Annotated in this window: 14 protein-coding genes, 3 tRNA genes and 3 rRNA genes; 16 read left to right on the forward strand and 4 right to left on the reverse strand. The window is 52.6% G+C overall.

Features of this window, described 5'->3' with window-relative positions:
* The first annotated feature begins 2 nt into the window (after positions 1–2).
* The 5 genes from rbsA to rbsR all read left to right on the forward strand — a co-directional run bounded on the left by rbsA (position 3) and on the right by rbsR (position 5,458).
* Positions 3–1,508 carry a ribose ABC transporter ATP-binding protein RbsA gene (gene rbsA, locus N7E69_RS08485; RefSeq protein WP_000339359.1) on the forward strand — a complete coding sequence of 502 codons (1,506 nt, stop codon included), beginning with the start codon at positions 3–5 and terminating at the stop codon, positions 1,506–1,508.
* Between the two features lie 5 nt (positions 1,509–1,513).
* Positions 1,514–2,479: a ribose ABC transporter permease gene (gene rbsC / locus N7E69_RS08490; RefSeq protein WP_000211345.1), complete on the forward strand. Its 966-nt coding sequence runs from the start codon at positions 1,514–1,516 to the stop codon at positions 2,477–2,479.
* Positions 2,480–2,503: 24 nt separating this feature from the next.
* Positions 2,504–3,394 (forward strand): ribose ABC transporter substrate-binding protein RbsB, encoded by an 891-nt coding sequence (rbsB, locus tag N7E69_RS08495; protein ID WP_001056263.1) that lies wholly within the window; start codon positions 2,504–2,506, stop codon positions 3,392–3,394.
* A gap of 132 nt (positions 3,395–3,526) precedes the next feature.
* Complete coding sequence (gene rbsK / locus N7E69_RS08500) at positions 3,527–4,456, forward strand: ribokinase (RefSeq protein WP_000844728.1); 930 nt, start codon at positions 3,527–3,529, stop codon at positions 4,454–4,456.
* 3 nt (positions 4,457–4,459) lie between these two features.
* Positions 4,460–5,458 (forward strand): ribose operon transcriptional repressor RbsR, encoded by a 999-nt coding sequence (gene rbsR, locus N7E69_RS08505; RefSeq protein WP_000224487.1) that lies wholly within the window; start codon positions 4,460–4,462, stop codon positions 5,456–5,458.
* Here rbsR and mdtD read toward each other — a convergent pair.
* Together mdtD and N7E69_RS08515 are read right to left on the reverse strand one after the other, a co-directional pair.
* Complete coding sequence (gene mdtD / locus N7E69_RS08510; RefSeq protein WP_000202071.1) at positions 5,424–6,851, reverse strand: multidrug transporter subunit MdtD; 1,428 nt, start codon at positions 6,849–6,851, stop codon at positions 5,424–5,426. The two genes, rbsR and mdtD, sit on opposite strands and share 35 nt — an antisense overlap.
* An 11-nt stretch (positions 6,852–6,862) precedes the next feature.
* Positions 6,863–7,567: a FadR/GntR family transcriptional regulator gene (locus N7E69_RS08515; RefSeq protein ID WP_001131148.1), complete on the reverse strand. Its 705-nt coding sequence runs from the start codon at positions 7,565–7,567 to the stop codon at positions 6,863–6,865.
* A gap of 480 nt (positions 7,568–8,047) precedes the next feature.
* On the opposite strand from N7E69_RS08515, the gene N7E69_RS08520 reads away from it, so the two are divergent.
* From N7E69_RS08520 to N7E69_RS08545, 6 genes are all read left to right on the forward strand, one after another.
* Positions 8,048–9,589: ribosomal RNA gene (locus N7E69_RS08520) — 16S ribosomal RNA — on the forward strand.
* 85 nt (positions 9,590–9,674) lie between these two features.
* Positions 9,675–9,750 (forward strand) — tRNA-Glu (locus N7E69_RS08525).
* A gap of 193 nt (positions 9,751–9,943) precedes the next feature.
* Positions 9,944–12,851: ribosomal RNA gene (locus N7E69_RS08530) — 23S ribosomal RNA — on the forward strand.
* A 196-nt stretch (positions 12,852–13,047) separates the two neighbouring features.
* Positions 13,048–13,163 (forward strand): 5S ribosomal RNA (gene rrf, locus N7E69_RS08535).
* Together the 16S, 23S and 5S rRNA genes with 3 tRNA genes alongside form the textbook arrangement of a ribosomal RNA operon.
* Before the next feature lie 54 nt (positions 13,164–13,217).
* Positions 13,218–13,294, forward strand: a tRNA-Asp gene (locus N7E69_RS08540).
* 8 nt (positions 13,295–13,302) lie between these two features.
* A tRNA-Trp gene (locus N7E69_RS08545) sits at positions 13,303–13,378 on the forward strand.
* Positions 13,379–13,479: 101 nt separating this feature from the next.
* On the opposite strand, the gene hdfR is transcribed toward N7E69_RS08545, so the two are convergent.
* A complete protein-coding gene (gene hdfR, locus N7E69_RS08550) occupies positions 13,480–14,328 on the reverse strand; it encodes an HTH-type transcriptional regulator HdfR (protein ID WP_001575186.1) in 849 nt (282 codons plus the stop codon).
* 106 nt (positions 14,329–14,434) lie between these two features.
* On the opposite strand from hdfR, the gene maoP reads away from it, so the two are divergent.
* A complete protein-coding gene (gene maoP / locus N7E69_RS08555; RefSeq protein WP_000840996.1) occupies positions 14,435–14,773 on the forward strand; it encodes a macrodomain Ori organization protein MaoP in 339 nt (112 codons plus the stop codon).
* 24 nt (positions 14,774–14,797) lie between these two features.
* Here maoP and N7E69_RS08560 read toward each other — a convergent pair whose 3' ends face one another.
* Positions 14,798–16,318, reverse strand: coding sequence for a YifB family Mg chelatase-like AAA ATPase (locus tag N7E69_RS08560; RefSeq protein WP_000050219.1), 1,521 nt, complete (start codon positions 16,316–16,318; stop codon positions 14,798–14,800).
* A gap of 351 nt (positions 16,319–16,669) precedes the next feature.
* Between N7E69_RS08560 and ilvL the strand changes: the two genes are divergently transcribed.
* The 4 genes from ilvL (at position 16,670) to ilvM (ending at position 18,814) form a co-directional block, all read left to right on the forward strand.
* Positions 16,670–16,768 (forward strand): ilv operon leader peptide, encoded by a 99-nt coding sequence (gene ilvL, locus N7E69_RS08565; RefSeq protein WP_001311244.1) that lies wholly within the window; start codon positions 16,670–16,672, stop codon positions 16,766–16,768.
* An 86-nt stretch (positions 16,769–16,854) separates the two neighbouring features.
* Positions 16,855–16,905, forward strand: coding sequence for a peptide IlvX (ilvX, locus tag N7E69_RS08570; protein ID WP_192930503.1), 51 nt, complete (start codon positions 16,855–16,857; stop codon positions 16,903–16,905).
* A 2-nt stretch (positions 16,906–16,907) separates the two neighbouring features.
* Positions 16,908–18,554: an acetolactate synthase 2 catalytic subunit gene (gene ilvG, locus N7E69_RS08575; RefSeq protein ID WP_001012569.1), complete on the forward strand. Its 1,647-nt coding sequence runs from the start codon at positions 16,908–16,910 to the stop codon at positions 18,552–18,554.
* Entirely contained in the window at positions 18,551–18,814 is a 264-nt protein-coding gene (ilvM, locus tag N7E69_RS08580; RefSeq protein WP_000983260.1) for an acetolactate synthase 2 small subunit, read from the forward strand. The genes ilvG and ilvM overlap by 4 nt, the downstream gene beginning before the upstream one ends.
* The last annotated feature ends 11 nt before the right edge of the window (positions 18,815–18,825 follow it).

Consider the following 18,825-nt stretch of genomic DNA (forward strand, 5'->3'; position numbering starts at 1 on the left):
CTATGGACGCATTACTGCAACTCAAAGGGATCGATAAAGCGTTCCCCGGCGTGAAGGCTCTCTCCGGCGCCGCGTTAAACGTTTATCCTGGCCGCGTTATGGCGCTGGTGGGGGAAAACGGCGCCGGAAAATCCACCATGATGAAAGTATTAACCGGCATCTATACGCGAGATGCGGGATCGTTGTTATGGCTGGGTAAAGAGACCACCTTTAATGGGCCTAAATCGTCTCAGGAAGCCGGGATCGGCATTATTCATCAGGAACTGAACCTGATTCCGCAGTTGACCATTGCGGAAAACATCTTCCTGGGCCGTGAGTTTGTGAATCGCTTTGGCAAAATCGACTGGAAAAAGATGTATGCCGAAGCCGACCACCTCTTAGCCAAACTCAATCTGCGTTTTAAGAGCGATAAGCTGGTGGGCGAACTCTCTATCGGCGATCAGCAAATGGTGGAAATCGCCAAAGTGCTGAGCTTCGAATCCAAAGTCATCATTATGGATGAACCGACCGATGCGCTGACCGACACTGAAACCGACTCTCTGTTCCGCGTTATCCGCGAATTAAAATCGCAGGGGCGCGGCATTGTCTATATCTCCCACCGTATGAAAGAGATCTTCGAAATTTGCGATGACGTGACGGTCTTCCGCGATGGGCAATTTATCGCCGAGCGTGAAGTGGCCACGTTGACCGAAGATTCTCTTATCGAAATGATGGTGGGACGTAAGTTGGAAGATCAGTACCCGCATCTGGATAACGCGCCGGGTGAGATTCGCCTGAAGGTCGATAATCTGTGCGGACCGGGCGTGAATGATGTCTCTTTTGTGCTGCGAAAAGGCGAGATCCTTGGCATCTCCGGCCTGATGGGCGCCGGTCGCACCGAGCTGATGAAAGTATTGTACGGCGCGATGCCGCGAACCAGCGGTTACGTGACGCTTGATGGACACGAAGTGGTGACGCGTTCTCCGCAGGACGGACTGGCCAATGGCATCGTTTATATCTCTGAAGACCGTAAGCGCGATGGACTGGTGCTCGGCATGTCAGTTAAAGAGAATATGTCGCTGACGGCGCTGGACTATTTCAGCCGCGCTGGCGGAAGCCTGAAACACAAAGATGAGCAGCAGGCGGTGGGGGATTTTATCCGTCTGTTCAACGTCAAGACGCCGTCAATGGAACAGGCGATAGGCCTGCTTTCTGGCGGTAATCAGCAAAAAGTGGCGATTGCCCGCGGGTTGATGACGCGCCCGAAAGTGCTCATTCTCGACGAGCCGACCCGCGGCGTGGACGTCGGCGCCAAGAAAGAGATTTATCAGCTTATCAACCAGTTTAAGGCCGACGGCCTGAGCATCATTCTGGTCTCATCTGAGATGCCAGAAGTATTAGGCATGAGCGATCGCATCATCGTCATGCATGAAGGGCATCTCAGCGGTGAATTTACTCGCGAGCAGGCCACCCAGGAAGTGTTAATGGCTGCCGCAGTGGGCAAGCTTAATCGCGTGAATCAGGAGTAAAAAAGATGACAACCCAGGCTGTTTCTGGTCGCCGTTATTTCACTAAAGCGTGGCTTCTTGAGCAGAAGTCGCTCATTGCCCTGCTGGTGTTGATCGCGATTGTTTCGACGTTGAGCCCCAACTTTTTTACCGTTAATAATCTGTTCAATATTCTTCAACAGACCTCCGTCAACGCCATTATGGCGGTGGGGATGACGTTGGTGATTCTGACATCGGGGATCGATCTGTCCGTCGGTTCCCTGCTGGCGCTCACCGGCGCGGTTGCCGCTTCAATCGTCGGCGTTGAAGTGAATGCGCTGGTCGCGGTTGCCGCCGCGCTGGCGCTGGGCGCTGCGATTGGCGCCGTCACTGGCGTTATCGTCGCGAAAGGCCGCGTACAGGCGTTTATCGCTACGCTGGTGATGATGCTGCTACTGCGCGGTGTAACGATGGTTTACACCGACGGTAGCCCGGTCAACACCGGCTTTACCGATAACGCCGATCTGTTTGGCTGGTTCGGTATCGGCCGTCCGCTGGGCGTTCCTACGCCGGTCTGGATCATGGCTATCGTCTTTATCGCCGCCTGGTATATGCTGCATCACACCCGTCTGGGACGCTATATCTACGCGCTGGGCGGTAACGAAGCGGCGACGCGCCTGTCTGGCATTAGCGTGAGCAAAGTGAAAATTATCGTCTATTCACTTTGCGGCCTGACAGCGTCGCTGGCGGGCATCATTGAAGTGGCGCGCCTCTCTTCCGCGCAGCCGACGGCGGGTACCGGCTATGAGCTGGATGCTATTGCCGCCGTGGTGCTGGGCGGCACCAGCCTTGCAGGCGGTAAAGGACGCATTGTTGGGACATTGATCGGCGCATTGATTCTCGGCTTCCTTAATAATGGTTTGAATTTGTTAGGTGTTTCCTCCTATTACCAGATGATCGTCAAAGCGGTGGTGATTTTGCTGGCGGTACTGGTAGACAACAAAAAGCAGTAACAACGACTACAGGACATCTGAAATATGAACATGAAAAAACTGGCTACCTTGGTATCTGCTGTTGCGCTGAGCGCCACCGTGAGCGCGAATGCAATGGCGAAGGACACCATTGCGCTGGTGATCTCTACCCTCAATAATCCCTTCTTCGTGTCGTTAAAAGACGGGGCGCAAAAAGAGGCGGATAAACTGGGTTATAACCTGGTGGTGCTGGACTCCCAGAACAACCCTGCCAAAGAGCTGGCGAACGTGCAGGATTTAACCGTTCGCGGGACCAAAATTTTGCTGATCAACCCGACTGACTCCGATGCGGTGGGTAACGCGGTGAAGATGGCTAACCAGGCGAAGATTCCGGTTATCACGCTTGACCGCCAGGCAACCAAAGGCGATGTCGTCAGCCATATCGCGTCTGATAACGTGCTGGGCGGTAAGATCGCTGGCGACTATATCGCGAAAAAAGCTGGCGAAGGCGCCAAAGTGATTGAGTTGCAAGGCATTGCCGGAACATCTGCGGCGCGTGAGCGTGGCGAAGGTTTCCAGCAGGCGGTAGCCGTCCACAAATTTAATGTCCTGGCCAGCCAGCCTGCCGATTTCGACCGTACTAAGGGTCTGAACGTCATGCAGAACCTGCTGACCGCGCATCCGGATGTTCAGGCTGTCTTCGCCCAGAACGATGAAATGGCGCTGGGCGCACTGCGCGCGCTGCAAACTGCCGGTAAAGCAGATGTGATGGTGGTTGGATTTGACGGTACGCCGGATGGCGAAAAGGCCGTAAAAGATGGCAAACTGGCAGCGACTATCGCTCAGTTACCGGATCAAATCGGCGCCAAAGGCGTTGAAGTGGCGGATAAGGTGCTGAAAGGCGAAAAAGTTCAGGCCAAATATCCGGTTGACCTGAAACTGGTCATCAAGCAGTAATAAACGACACGGGTCAACTATGGCCTGATGGCGACAGAAATACGCGAGCCTCCGCTGAGGTGAACGTAAAAAAAGAAAAGCAGGGCACGCGCCACCCTAACCGGTGGCGCACTTTGACGTGGAACCCCGAATATGAAAACCGCAGGTAATCTCATCGTCCTTGGCAGCATTAATGCCGATCATATCCTTAATCTTGAGTCCTTCCCTACCCCGGGTGAAACGGTAACCGGTAGCCATTATCAGGTCGCGTTTGGCGGGAAAGGCGCGAATCAGGCGGTTGCTGCGGGACGTAGCGGGGCAAATATTGCGTTTATCGCCTGCACGGGCGATGACGATATTGGCGACAGTATTCGTAAACAATTAGTCAGCGATCGTATTGATATCGCGCCAGTTAGCGTTATTAAAGGCGAGTCTACCGGGGTGGCGCTGATTTTCGTTAACGGCGAAGGCGAGAACGTCATCGGTATTCATGCCGGAGCGAATGCCGCGTTATCGCCGGCGTTGGTTGATGCGCAACGTGAACGTATCGCGCAGGCGGATGCGTTACTGATGCAGCTGGAATCGCCGCTGGAAAGCGTACTGGCGGCGGCGAAAATCGCCCATCAACATCATACTACTGTTGCGCTGAACCCGGCGCCTGCCCGTGAGCTACCGGATGAACTGCTGGCGCTGGTGGACATCATCACGCCAAATGAAACGGAAGCTGAAAAGCTGACGGGCGTGCGTGTGGAAAATGACGACGATGCCGCGAAAGCTGCGCAGGTTTTGCATGATAAAGGCATTCGAACCGTATTAATTACCTTAGGAAGCCGTGGCGTCTGGGCCAGCGTAGACGGCGAGGGCCGCCGCGTTCCTGGATTTAGCGTTGAGGCTGTCGATACCATTGCCGCCGGAGATACGTTTAACGGCGCCTTTATCACCGCGATACTGGAGGAGACGCCGTTGCCGGAAGCGATTCGCTTTGCCCATGCCGCCGCCGCGATTGCCGTAACGCGTAAAGGCGCGCAACCTTCCGTTCCGTGGCGCGAAGAGATAGAAGCGTTTTTACATCAGCAGGGGTAACGCTTGGCTACTATGAAAGATGTTGCCCGCCTGGCGGGAGTCTCTACATCGACGGTCTCTCACGTTATTAACAAAGATCGCTTTGTGAGTGAGACGATTACTGAAAAAGTTGAAGCGGCGATTAAATCACTTAACTATGCGCCTTCCGCGCTGGCGCGAAGCCTCAAGTTAAACCAGACCCGCACGATTGGTATGCTAATTACCGCCAGTACCAACCCTTTTTATTCCGAACTGGTGCGCGGCGTTGAGCGAAGCTGTTTTGAGCGCGGTTATAGTCTGGTGCTGTGCAATACCGAAGGCGACGAGCAACGGATGAACCGCAACCTGGAGACGCTGATGCAAAAACGGGTAGACGGTTTACTGCTGCTGTGTACCGAAACGCATCAGCCTTCTCGTGAAATCATGGAGCGTTATCCGTCTATTCCTACCGTCATGATGGACTGGTCGCCGTTTGATGGTGAGGGCGATAGCGATCTCATTCAGGATAATTCGTTGTTAGGCGGTGATCTTGCCACCCAACACCTTATCGATAAAGGATTTACCCGAATAGCCTGTATTACCGGCCCGCTGGACAAAACGCCAGCGCGTTTGCGGCTGGAAGGGTATCGGGCGGCGATGAAACGCGCAGGGCTGGCTATTCCGCAAGGCTATGAGATCACCGGCGATTTTGAATTTGGCGGCGGCTTTGACGCCATGCAGGCGTTACTCGCCCATCAACAGCGACCGCAAGCGGTTTTTACCGGAAACGATGCGATGGCTGTCGGCGCCTATCAGGCGCTATATCAGGCGGGGCTTCGTATCCCGCAGGATATGGCAGTCATTGGCTATGATGATATTGAGCTGGCGCGCTATATGACGCCGCCGCTGACGACTATCCATCAGCCGAAAGATGAATTGGGCGAGCTGGCTATTGATGTGTTGATTCATCGGATGGCGCAGCCCGCCTTGCAACAACAGCGACTTCAGCTTACTCCGGTTTTGACGGTGCGTGGGTCGGTTTAGATTTATGCCGTTCTTTAATCAGATTGTTGCCGTCTTTGGCTCTTAGCAGCATAAACATCAGCGCGGACACGATAGTGATCGCCCCCATCGTGATAAAGGTATAGTGGAACTGTTCCACGGTACTGGTGCCCGCAAAACCTTCATAAATACGTAACACCGCCGCGCTGATCGCCACGCCTAAACTGATAGACAATTGCTGCGTAACCGCCAGAACGCTGTTGCCGCTGCTGGCGTTATCGTCTGTCAGATCCGCAAGAGTAATCGTATTCATTGCCGTAAATTGAGTGGACATCGCCATTCCAAGAATGAATAGCGGCAGTACGAGCATCCAGATCGGCATGGCGGGAGATTGAAACGAAAACTGGGCAATCATCAGACCGATAAATACCGTAATGCCGACCAGAGTCTTCCGGTATCCCAAACGTCGTAAAACCTGCGTTACGGTCGATTTCGCGATAATAGAACCCAAAGCCGTCGGCGCCATCATGCAGCCGGCGATCAGAGCCGGGTAGCCAAAACCAACCTGTAGCATTAACGGCATCAAAAAAGGTACGCAGCCTGTCCCCAGACGCGTGGCGAGGTTGCCGGCAATACCGACGGAAAATGTGCGTGTCTTAAACAGCGATAGTGATATTAACGGTGTCGGATGACGGCGGGCGTGGCGGATATAGGCCAATAGTAGAACGATACTGCAAAAAATAATGGCGGATGCGATCCATGTCGCCACAATCTTTTCGCCAAACAGTTCCATTCCGCTGGAAAATAAAACCAGACTTAACCCAAAAAGAAAGAAGCCGGTCATGTCAAACTTGCGACGCGGCGTGGTGAAGTTGGGCATATATTTGCGGGCATACAGAATGCCTGCAACACCAATGGGAATATTAATCAGGAAGATCCAGTGCCAGCTTGCCCAGGTCACCAGTACGCCGCCTAATACCGGCCCCAGAATCGGACCTACCAGCCCCGGCATAGTGACAAAGTTAAGAACGGGCAGCAGCTCACTACGCGGATAGGCTCGCAATAACGCCAGCCGCGCCACTGGCATCATCATCGCTCCGCCGACGCCTTGTACGACGCGAAAAATAACCAATTCAGATAGTGAACTGGAGAGCGCGCAGGCCAGCGAGCCTAACGTAAACAGACTTACGGCAACCATAAAAACGCGACGCGTACCAAAGCGGTCAGCCAGCCAGCCGCTTACCGGAATTAACATAGCTACTGTCAGGGTATAACTGATAATAGCGGACTGCATGGCGAGTGGTGAACGGTTAAGACTATGCGCAATAGCCGGTAAAGCGGTATTCAAAATGGTGGCGTCTAGCGCCTGCATAAAGAAGGCCATCGCCGCGATCCACGGCAGGCCAGCCATACTGCGCGCTTTTTTGCTGGTCATTCAATATCCTGTTAATTATCTGGTCTCTCATTGGGCGCTATTAACAACGCCTGGCAGGCCTGGAAAGCGCGTTCGCCGTCGCCATCAGCGATGGCATCAACAATGGCCTGGTGCAAATCCAGCTTTACCACCTCGTTATAGGTGATTGAGGTAAAGTAAGTGTGATAAACCGAATGAAATAGCGTCGCAAAAGAGATTAGAAAGGGATTGGCGCTCATTTCGTAGATATGCTCGTGCCACGCCATATCCACTTCAATCCAGCGTTCACGCTTAAAATGCTTTTTCAGCGCGACCATCTCTTCCATTAAGGCATTAAGCCGCGCTTTCTGCTCCGGTGTGCCAAGAGTCGCCGCCAGCAGGCAGGCTTGCGGCTCCAGGCTAATACGCATCACCAGAAAATGCTCTACCACCTGATGAAAATTTTCTTCCGTCATCCACCAGGTCAGCAGCTCTTGATCCAGAAAGTTCCAGTTTCCCTGCGGCATCACCCGCGTACCAATGCGCGGACGAGGTAGCACCATACCTTTAGCCGTCAACGTTTTCACCGCTTCGCGAACTGCCGTTCGACTTACGCCGTACTGCTCGCCCAGTTCTATTTCGCCGGGAAGAATAGTACCGGGGGCGTAGTCACCCTTTAATATCCGCTGCGCCAGCTTTTCAGCCAGAACATAGGATAGATTTTTCTGTGCGGCTAATTGTTGTGCGCTTAAAGGCATGAATGTTCTTCCTTTCTCTTTCGTTTGGTTATTAGTATGCCACCTGGAAGTGTGATTGCAGTTGCAATAACGGCAATTTGCTTATTTTATGGCACGTTAAGCACGCTATTGATGAAAAAAGAGACACTCAGAAAATTATTTTAAATTTCCTCTTGTCAGGCAGAAATAACTCCCTATAATGCGCCACCACTGACACGGAACAACGGCACACAGGCCGCCGGGTCAGCGGGGTTCAGACCAGAACCTCACGGAGAAAAGCGAAAATAATCGCTTGACTCTGAAGCGGGAAAGCGTAATATGCACACCCCGCGCCGCTGAGAAAAAGCGAAGCGGCACTGCTCTTTAACAATTTATCAGACAATCTGTGTGGGCACTCGAAGATACGGATTCTTAACGTCTTCGGACGAAAAACGAATACCAAGTCTCAAGAGTGAACACGTAATTCATTACGAAGTTTAATTCTTTGAGCATCAAACTTTTAAATTGAAGAGTTTGATCATGGCTCAGATTGAACGCTGGCGGCAGGCCTAACACATGCAAGTCGAACGGTAACAGGAAGCAGCTTGCTGCTTTGCTGACGAGTGGCGGACGGGTGAGTAATGTCTGGGAAACTGCCTGATGGAGGGGGATAACTACTGGAAACGGTGGCTAATACCGCATAACGTCGCAAGACCAAAGAGGGGGACCTTCGGGCCTCTTGCCATCAGATGTGCCCAGATGGGATTAGCTTGTTGGTGAGGTAACGGCTCACCAAGGCGACGATCCCTAGCTGGTCTGAGAGGATGACCAGCCACACTGGAACTGAGACACGGTCCAGACTCCTACGGGAGGCAGCAGTGGGGAATATTGCACAATGGGCGCAAGCCTGATGCAGCCATGCCGCGTGTATGAAGAAGGCCTTCGGGTTGTAAAGTACTTTCAGCGGGGAGGAAGGTGTTGTGGTTAATAACCGCAGCAATTGACGTTACCCGCAGAAGAAGCACCGGCTAACTCCGTGCCAGCAGCCGCGGTAATACGGAGGGTGCAAGCGTTAATCGGAATTACTGGGCGTAAAGCGCACGCAGGCGGTCTGTCAAGTCGGATGTGAAATCCCCGGGCTCAACCTAGGAACTGCATTCGAAACTGGCAGGCTTGAGTCTTGTAGAGGGGGGTAGAATTCCAGGTGTAGCGGTGAAATGCGTAGAGATCTGGAGGAATACCGGTGGCGAAGGCGGCCCCCTGGACAAAGACTGACGCTCAGGTGCGAAAGCGTGGGGAGCAAACAGGATTAGATACCCTGGTAGTCCACGCCGTAAACGATGTCTACTTGGAGGTTGTGCCCTTGAGGCGTGGCTTCCGGAGCTAACGCGTTAAGTAGACCGCCTGGGGAGTACGGCCGCAAGGTTAAAACTCAAATGAATTGACGGGGGCCCGCACAAGCGGTGGAGCATGTGGTTTAATTCGATGCAACGCGAAGAACCTTACCTGGTCTTGACATCCACAGAAGAATCCAGAGATGGATTTGTGCCTTCGGGAACTGTGAGACAGGTGCTGCATGGCTGTCGTCAGCTCGTGTTGTGAAATGTTGGGTTAAGTCCCGCAACGAGCGCAACCCTTATCCTTTGTTGCCAGCGATTAGGTCGGGAACTCAAAGGAGACTGCCAGTGATAAACTGGAGGAAGGTGGGGATGACGTCAAGTCATCATGGCCCTTACGACCAGGGCTACACACGTGCTACAATGGCGCATACAAAGAGAAGCGACCTCGCGAGAGCAAGCGGACCTCATAAAGTGCGTCGTAGTCCGGATTGGAGTCTGCAACTCGACTCCATGAAGTCGGAATCGCTAGTAATCGTGGATCAGAATGCCACGGTGAATACGTTCCCGGGCCTTGTACACACCGCCCGTCACACCATGGGAGTGGGTTGCAAAAGAAGTAGGTAGCTTAACCTTCGGGAGGGCGCTTACCACTTTGTGATTCATGACTGGGGTGAAGTCGTAACAAGGTAACCGTAGGGGAACCTGCGGTTGGATCACCTCCTTACCTTAAAGAAGCGTACTTTGCAGTGCTCACACAGATTGTCTGATGAAAAGTAAATAGCAAGGCGTCTTGCGAAGCAGACTGATACGTCCCCTTCGTCTAGAGGCCCAGGACACCGCCCTTTCACGGCGGTAACAGGGGTTCGAATCCCCTAGGGGACGCCACTTGCGCGGTAATGTGTGAAAGGCGTTGCCATCAGTATCTCAAAACTGACTTACGAGTCACGTTTGAGATATTTGCTCTTTAAAAATCTGGATCAAGCTGAAAATTGAAACACAGAACAACGAAAGTTGTTCGTGAGTCTCTCAAATTTTCGCAACACGATGATGAATCGTAAGAAACATCTTCGGGTTGTGAGGTTAAGCGACTAAGCGTACACGGTGGATGCCCTGGCAGTCAGAGGCGATGAAGGGCGTGCTAATCTGCGATAAGCGCCGGTAAGGTGATATGAACCGTTATAACCGGCGATACCCGAATGGGGAAACCCAGTGTGATTCGTCACACTATCATTAACTGAATCCATAGGTTAATGAGGCGAACCGGGGGAACTGAAACATCTAAGTACCCCGAGGAAAAGAAATCAACCGAGATTCCCCCAGTAGCGGCGAGCGAACGGGGAGGAGCCCAGAGCCTGAATCAGCATGTGTGTTAGTGGAAGCGTCTGGAAAGGCGCGCGATACAGGGTGACAGCCCCGTACACAAAAGCGCATGTGCTGTGAGCTCGATGAGTAGGGCGGGACACGTGGTATCCTGTCTGAATATGGGGGGACCATCCTCCAAGGCTAAATACTCCTGACTGACCGATAGTGAACCAGTACCGTGAGGGAAAGGCGAAAAGAACCCCGGCGAGGGGAGTGAAAAAGAACCTGAAACCGTGTACGTACAAGCAGTGGGAGCACAGGTTTACCTGTGTGACTGCGTACCTTTTGTATAATGGGTCAGCGACTTATATTCTGTAGCAAGGTTAACCGAATAGGGGAGCCGGAGGGAAACCGAGTCTTAATTGGGCGTTAAGTTGCAGGGTATAGACCCGAAACCCGGTGATCTAGCCATGGGCAGGTTGAAGGTTGGGTAACACTAACTGGAGGACCGAACCGACTAATGTTGAAAAATTAGCGGATGACCTGTGGCTGGGGGTGAAAGGCCAATCAAACCGGGAGATAGCTGGTTCTCCCCGAAAGCTATTTAGGTAGCGCCTCGTGAATTCATCTCCGGGGGTAGAGCACTGTTTCGGCTAGGGGGCCATCCCGGCTTACCAACCCGATGCAAACTGCGAATACCGGAGAATGTTATCACGGGAGACACACGGCGGGTGCTAACGTCCGTCGTGAAGAGGGAAACAACCCAGACCGCCAGCTAAGGTCCCAAAGTCATGGTTAAGTGGGAAACGATGTGGGAAGGCCCAGACAGCCAGGATGTTGGCTTAGAAGCAGCCATCATTTAAAGAAAGCGTAATAGCTCACTGGTCGAGTCGGCCTGCGCGGAAGATGTAACGGGGCTAAACCATGCACCGAAGCTGCGGCAGCGACGCTTATGCGTTGTTGGGTAGGGGAGCGTTCTGTAAGCCTGTGAAGGTGGCCTGTGAGGGTTGCTGGAGGTATCAGAAGTGCGAATGCTGACATAAGTAACGATAAAGCGGGTGAAAAGCCCGCTCGCCGGAAGACCAAGGGTTCCTGTCCAACGTTAATCGGGGCAGGGTGAGTCGACCCCTAAGGCGAGGCCGAAAGGCGTAGTCGATGGGAAACGGGTTAATATTCCCGTACTTGGTGTTACTGCGAAGGGGGGACGGAGAAGGCTATGTTGGCCGGGCGACGGTTGTCCCGGTTTAAGCGTGTAGGTGTGTGTTCCAGGTAAATCCGGTTCACTTTAACACTGAGGCGTGATGACGAGGCACTACGGTGCTGAAGTAACAAATGCCCTGCTTCCAGGAAAAGCCTCTAAGCATCAGGTAACATCAAATCGTACCCCAAACCGACACAGGTGGTCAGGTAGAGAATACCAAGGCGCTTGAGAGAACTCGGGTGAAGGAACTAGGCAAAATGGTGCCGTAACTTCGGGAGAAGGCACGCTGACACGTAGGTGAAGTGATTTACTCATGGAGCTGAAGTCAGTCGAAGATACCAGCTGGCTGCAACTGTTTATTAAAAACACAGCACTGTGCAAACACGAAAGTGGACGTATACGGTGTGACGCCTGCCCGGTGCCGGAAGGTTAATTGATGGGGTCAGCGCAAGCGAAGCTCCTGATCGAAGCCCCGGTAAACGGCGGCCGTAACTATAACGGTCCTAAGGTAGCGAAATTCCTTGTCGGGTAAGTTCCGACCTGCACGAATGGCGTAATGATGGCCAGGCTGTCTCCACCCGAGACTCAGTGAAATTGAACTCGCTGTGAAGATGCAGTGTACCCGCGGCAAGACGGAAAGACCCCGTGAACCTTTACTATAGCTTGACACTGAACATTGAGCCTTGATGTGTAGGATAGGTGGGAGGCTTTGAAGCGTGGACGCCAGTCTGCGTGGAGCCGACCTTGAAATACCACCCTTTAATGTTTGATGTTCTAACGTGGACCCGTGATCCGGGTTGCGGACAGTGTCTGGTGGGTAGTTTGACTGGGGCGGTCTCCTCCTAAAGAGTAACGGAGGAGCACGAAGGTTGGCTAATCCTGGTCGGACATCAGGAGGTTAGTGCAATGGCATAAGCCAGCTTGACTGCGAGCGTGACGGCGCGAGCAGGTGCGAAAGCAGGTCATAGTGATCCGGTGGTTCTGAATGGAAGGGCCATCGCTCAACGGATAAAAGGTACTCCGGGGATAACAGGCTGATACCGCCCAAGAGTTCATATCGACGGCGGTGTTTGGCACCTCGATGTCGGCTCATCACATCCTGGGGCTGAAGTAGGTCCCAAGGGTATGGCTGTTCGCCATTTAAAGTGGTACGCGAGCTGGGTTTAGAACGTCGTGAGACAGTTCGGTCCCTATCTGCCGTGGGCGCTGGAGAACTGAGGGGGGCTGCTCCTAGTACGAGAGGACCGGAGTGGACGCATCACTGGTGTTCGGGTTGTCATGCCAATGGCACTGCCCGGTAGCTAAATGCGGAAGAGATAAGTGCTGAAAGCATCTAAGCACGAAACTTGCCCCGAGATGAGTTCTCCCTGAGACTTAGAGTCTCCTGAAGGAACGTTGAAGACGACGACGTTGATAGGCCGGGTGTGTAAGCGCAGCGATGCGTTGAGCTAACCGGTACTAATGAACCGTGAGGCTTAACCTTACAACGCCGAAGATGTTTTGGCGGATGAGAGAAGATTTTCAGCACTGATTCAGAGTTGAGTACGCAATACTTTGCGCAGCAGCAAGGCGGCAAGCGAAGGAAAGGAAGGAGCATACAGAAGTATGTGACTGAGTTTACGAGCGCAGGCAACGCCGCTGATGCGATAAAGAATTGCGTACAGAGCACAAAGAATTTGCCTGGCGGCAGTAGCGCGGTGGTCCCACCTGACCCCATGCCGAACTCAGAAGTGAAACGCCGTAGCGCCGATGGTAGTGTGGGGTCTCCCCATGCGAGAGTAGGGAACTGCCAGGCATCAAATTAAGCAGTAAACTGATGTAAAAATCAGTGGTTGTAAAAGAATTCGGTGGAGCGGTAGTTCAGTTGGTTAGAATACCTGCCTGTCACGCAGGGGGTCGCGGGTTCGAGTCCCGTCCGTTCCGCCACCCTAATTAGGGGCGTAGTTCAATTGGTAGAGCACCGGTCTCCAAAACCGGGTGTTGGGAGTTCGAGTCTCTCCGCCCCTGCCAGAAATAATCCTTAGCATCTGCTAAGGATTTTTTTTTGCCTAAAATTACCTGATTATCTGATCAGGTAATCGTAAGTTCCCTTCTTTTTCTTTTCATCATTTTCATTGTTCATCCAGCACATCCGTTTTTAACAGATCGCAGATCAGCGAGTATCTATCGCTGTTTTGCAGCCAAATAGCGTATAGTGGCCGTGAAAGCGTTGCGCTGTCGGCAACGGTATGTAATCCGCCCTTTTCATTTGCCCAGTTTACAGGAAGCCAGCTACAGCCATTTAATGCGCTAAGCTGCTGTCGGGCGAGTTCGGCTGAGCTGGTTGTTAATACCGGCACTTCATCTGCTGCGATCAGCCCTGTTTCATGCTGTTGGAAGTCTGGTCCCCACTCCAGCCGCAGATAATTGAGTTCTGATTTCTTACGGGCAGGGCTGCTGCAATATAACGCCAAAGTGAAGTGCCCTAACAGCTGACTGCTGAACTCATCCATTTTGGGCGCTTCGGTAGTAATGAGGAGATCAAGCTGGCGTTCATGAAGTTGCTTCACAAGCGATTGCCGTTGAGCGATTCTGGCTTCGAACTGCAGGCCGCTTTGCGGCTCCTGTAGTTGGTACAGTCGCCCCAGCCAGGCGTTAAGCATACACTCCCATAAAGACGCGCTGGCGCCGATGGAAAACTCGTTATGGCGTGAGGTATGCGCCACCTCTTTACGTGCCGCCTGCCACGTATTCATCAGCGTTTCCGCATACGGTAAAAGTTTTTCGCCAGCCGTGGTTAAACGGATATTGTTTCTGTGCCGCGTAAAAAGGTTTACGCCCAGTTGATTCTCCAGTTGCCTGATACGAAAGCTCACCGCGGATTGCGTCAGGTAAAGTGCTTCTGCGGCCCGCCCGAAATGGCGTGTCCGGCTAACTTCCAGGAAAGTTTTTAACAATTCCGTATCCACTGTGCTCTCCACAAAATTATTTGTCGTTATGATTTAAATGTTTTGTTTTACACTCTGTCAAGCGTAACTAATACTCCGCGCCATAAATAGCTCAGACAAAGAATTAGGAGCGTGCAGGATGGCGGAAAGCTTTACGACGACTAATCGATATTTTGACAATAAACATTATCCACGTGGATTCTCTCGTCACGGTGATTTCACGATTAAAGAGGCACAACTGCTTGAGCGTCATGGTCATGCCTTTAATGATCTGGATCTTGGCAAGCGTGAGCCTGTGACTGAAGAAGAGAAGCTGTTTGTAGCGGTATGTCGCGGTGAACGCGAGCCGGTAACGGATGCAGAACGCGTCTGGTCCAAGTATATGACGCGTATCAAGCGTCCAAAACGCTTCCACACCTTGTCTGGCGGCAAGCCGCAAGTTGAAGGCGCAGAAGACTACACCGAAGCTGATGATTAATAAAAAGGGCGTAATGCCCTTTTTTTACGCCAGCAGCTTTTGCAAATGAATTAACAACCTGTCTATCGCCCGATAGCTTACCGCCTCCTGCAAATGCTGACGCGAGATCTGGTCAGCCAGTTCTATGTCGGCAATGGTTCTGGCCACTTTTAGTAAACGCTGCCAGGCGCGAATGGATAATCCAAGATGCACCAGCGTGTCTTCAAGCCAGCGGGCGTCATCGTGGTGCAAAACACAATATTTTTGGATTTCGCGACCCTCCAGACGCGCGTTTAACTTCTTCTGGCGTCGGTACTGCCGTTCATGGGCGGCGATGACCCGCTTTTTTACCGTAGCGCTGCTCTCACCCTTTGAGGCGTGTTGGCTAAGAATCCCGGGCGGTGGAAGCGGTATCTCAAGCGAAAGGTCAAAACGATCAAGAAACGGGCCTGACAACCGATTAAGGTAACGTAGTGTCTGTTCTGGCGTGCAGCGATTATGGTTTCCCTGATAATGTCCGGTCGGGCTGGGATTCATTGCGGCGATTAACTGGAACCTGGCAGGGTACGTTATTTTCGCTCTGGTACGGGATAAATGAATTTGACCGGATTCTATAGGTTCACGTAGCGCATCCAGTGTGCGTCGTTCAAATTCAGGCAATTCATCAAGGAACAAAATTCCGTTGTGCGCCAGCGATATCTCTCCCGGGGCGGGTATTGCGCCGCCGCCGACCATAGCAGTAAGTGAGGCGCTATGATGAGGTGAGCGAAAGGGACGTTGCTGCCATCGTTTTTGTACCGTATCGGCATTAACCAGACTGAGGATCGCGGCGCTTTCCAACGCCTCTTCATTGCTTAATGGTGGAAGAATCCCGCTCAGTCGACTGGCCAGCATGGTTTTACCCGTACCCGGCGGGCCGATCAATAGCAGATTATGTCCCCCTGCCGCTGTAATCTCCAGGCCGCGTTTACCCTGCTCCTGACCGATCACATCGCGAAGATCGGCAGTTGCGGTAGACGATGCCATATCCTGAGCTAAAGGTCTTTCCAGGGCGTGTTTCCCTTCCAGAAAGGCGCAGACGGTTTGTAGATGATCGGCGATAAAACATCCTTCTTTGCTGATAAGCCCAACCTCCGCCGCGTTCTCTGTTGCGACGATAATATTTCTGCCGGCCCTGATGGCTTCCGTTGCACTTGATATTGCGCCAGGAACGCCGCGTAATGCGCCTGTAAGCGCTAACTCACCCACCAGCTCATATGCCTCAAGATTCGACGCTGTAAGCTGCTCAGACGCGGCCAGAAGCGCAACAGCAATAGGCAGGTCATACCTTCCGCCCTCTTTCGGTAGATCGGCTGGAGCAAGGTTAATGGTTATTTTTTTAGCCGGAAATTCATATCCGCTATTAATAATCGCACTACGTACCCGGTCACGCGCCTCTTTTACCGTGGTTTCCGGTAGGCCAACCATGGTTAATCCCGGTAATCCATTACTGATATGCACCTCTATAGTGATAGGCGGCGCATTGACGCCAAGTGCGGCGCGAGTATGAACAATCGCCAGTGACATAATCCCTCCTGTTACGTGGATTATGCGGAATAGAAGAGAAAATCGAATTACTGACTTTTTGTTTTTTAGCGGCTGATTCCCGAATTTTGGCGTCATTTTCAGGTAAGAAACATCAAACTGGGAGAACGCTCGCAGAAGCGAAAAGAAGGAAAACAGGGTGTAGAGTGCGCCAAAAGGGGGAGGAAAACGTGAAAATTTTTCAGTTGCTAATTTTTCTTATAAAAAACAAAGCACTTTTAGGCATTCACCTGCATTATCTGAAACGTGGTTAAAAAAATATCTTGTGCTATTGGCAAAACCTATGGTAACTCTTTAGGTATTCCTTCGAACAAGATGCAAGAATAGACAAAAATGACAGCCCTTCTACGAGTGATTAGCCTGGTCGTGATTAGCGTGGTGGTGATTATTATCCCACCGTGCGGGGCTGCACTTGGACGAGGAAAGGCTTAGAAATCAAGCCTTAACGAACTAAGACCCCCGCACCGAAAGGTCCGGGGGTTTTTTTTGGCCTGAAAAACTTAAGCGAGGAGCAGAGCGTGAATAACAGCATAAAGTTCTGTTTCTCAAGATTTACGACGGGGATGTAACTATGAACGGGGCACAGTGGGTGGTACATGCTTTGCGAGCGCAGGGGGTGAAAACCGTATTTGGTTATCCTGGCGGCGCAATTATGCCGGTTTACGACGCGTTGTATGACGGTGGTGTGGAGCATTTGTTGTGCCGACACGAGCAGGGTGCGGCAATGGCGGCAATCGGTTATGCCCGTTCTACCGGCAAAACCGGTGTTTGTATCGCCACCTCCGGCCCTGGCGCCACTAACCTGATCACTGGCCTGGCGGATGCGTTGTTAGATTCGGTCCCCGTCGTCGCGATCACGGGTCAGGTTTCCGCCCCGTTCATCGGCACCGATGCGTTCCAGGAGGTGGATGTGTTAGGCCTGTCGCTGGCCTGTACCAAACACAGCTTCCTGGTGCAGTCGCTGGCAGAGCTGCCTCGTATCATGGCAGAGGCTTTTGAAGTTGCCAACGCTGGCCGTCCTGGCCCGGTTCTGGTGGATATCCCGAAAGATATCCAGTTGGCCAGCGGTGAGCTGGAACCCTGGTTTACTACCGTTGATAACGAAGCGACCTTCCCGCAGGCTGATGTTGAACAGGTGCGCCAGATGCTGGAACAGGCGAAAAAACCCATGCTGTACGTCGGCGGTGGTGTTGGTATGGCGCAGGCGGTTCCGGCGCTGCGTAAATTTATCGCGGTAACGCAAATGCCAGTTACCTGCACGCTGAAAGGGCTAGGGGCTGTTGAAGCTGATTATCCGTACTATCTGGGCATGCTGGGAATGCACGGTACTAAAGCGGCTAATTTCGCGGTGCAAGAGTGTGATTTACTGATCGCAGTGGGTGCACGTTTTGATGACCGGGTGACCGGTAAGCTGAATACGTTTGCGCCGAACGCCAGCGTAATCCATATGGATATCGACCCGGCGGAAATGAACAAACTGCGTCAGGCACACGTCGCGTTGCAGGGCGATTTAAATTCGCTGTTGCCGGCATTACAGCAACCGCTGAAGATCGACGCATGGCGTCAGTCCTGTGCAGAGCTGCGCGCAGAACACGCCTGGCGCTATGATCATCCTGGCGAGACTATCTATGCGCCGTTGTTGTTGAAGCAATTGTCGGAACGCAAACCCGCAGACAGCGTGGTGACGACGGATGTGGGGCAGCATCAGATGTGGTCAGCCCAGCATATGACTTACACCCGCCCGGAGAACTTCATCACCTCCAGCGGTCTGGGGACGATGGGATTCGGCTTACCGGCGGCCGTTGGCGCGCAGGTAGCGCGACCGAATGATACCGTTATCTGTATCTCCGGTGACGGCTCCTTCATGATGAATGTTCAGGAGTTGGGCACCGTAAAACGCAAGCAGTTACCGTTGAAGATAGTCTTACTCGACAACCAGCGGTTAGGGATGGTTCGACAATGGCAGCAACTGTTTTTCCAGGAGCGATATAGCGAAACCACCCTGACCGATAACCCCGATTTCCTCATGCTGGCCAGCGCCTTCGGCATTCCAGGCCAGCACATTACTCGTAAAGACCAGGTTGAAGCGGCACTCGACACTATGTTGGCAAGCGAAGGGCCGTACCTGCTTCACGTCTCAATCGACGAACTTGAAAATGTCTGGCCGTTGGTGCCGCCTGGCGCCAGTAACTCTGAAATGCTGGAGAAATTATCATGATGCAACATCAGGTCAATGTATCGGCACGCTTTAATCCAGAAACCTTAGAACGTGTTTTACGCGTGGTGCGCCATCGTGGTTTTCAGGTGTGCTCCATGAATATGGAAGCCGCGACCGATGCGCAGAATATAAATATTGAATTGACCGTTGCCAGTCCCCGGTCGGTCGACTTACTGTTTAGTCAGTTAAGTAAACTGGTAGATGTTGCGCATGTCGCGATCTGCCAGAGCGCTGCCACATCACAACAAATCCGCGCCTGAGCGCAAAAGGA

The organism is Salmonella sp. 3C, from assembly GCF_025426275.1.
Classification (GTDB): domain Bacteria; phylum Pseudomonadota; class Gammaproteobacteria; order Enterobacterales; family Enterobacteriaceae; genus Salmonella; species Salmonella enterica.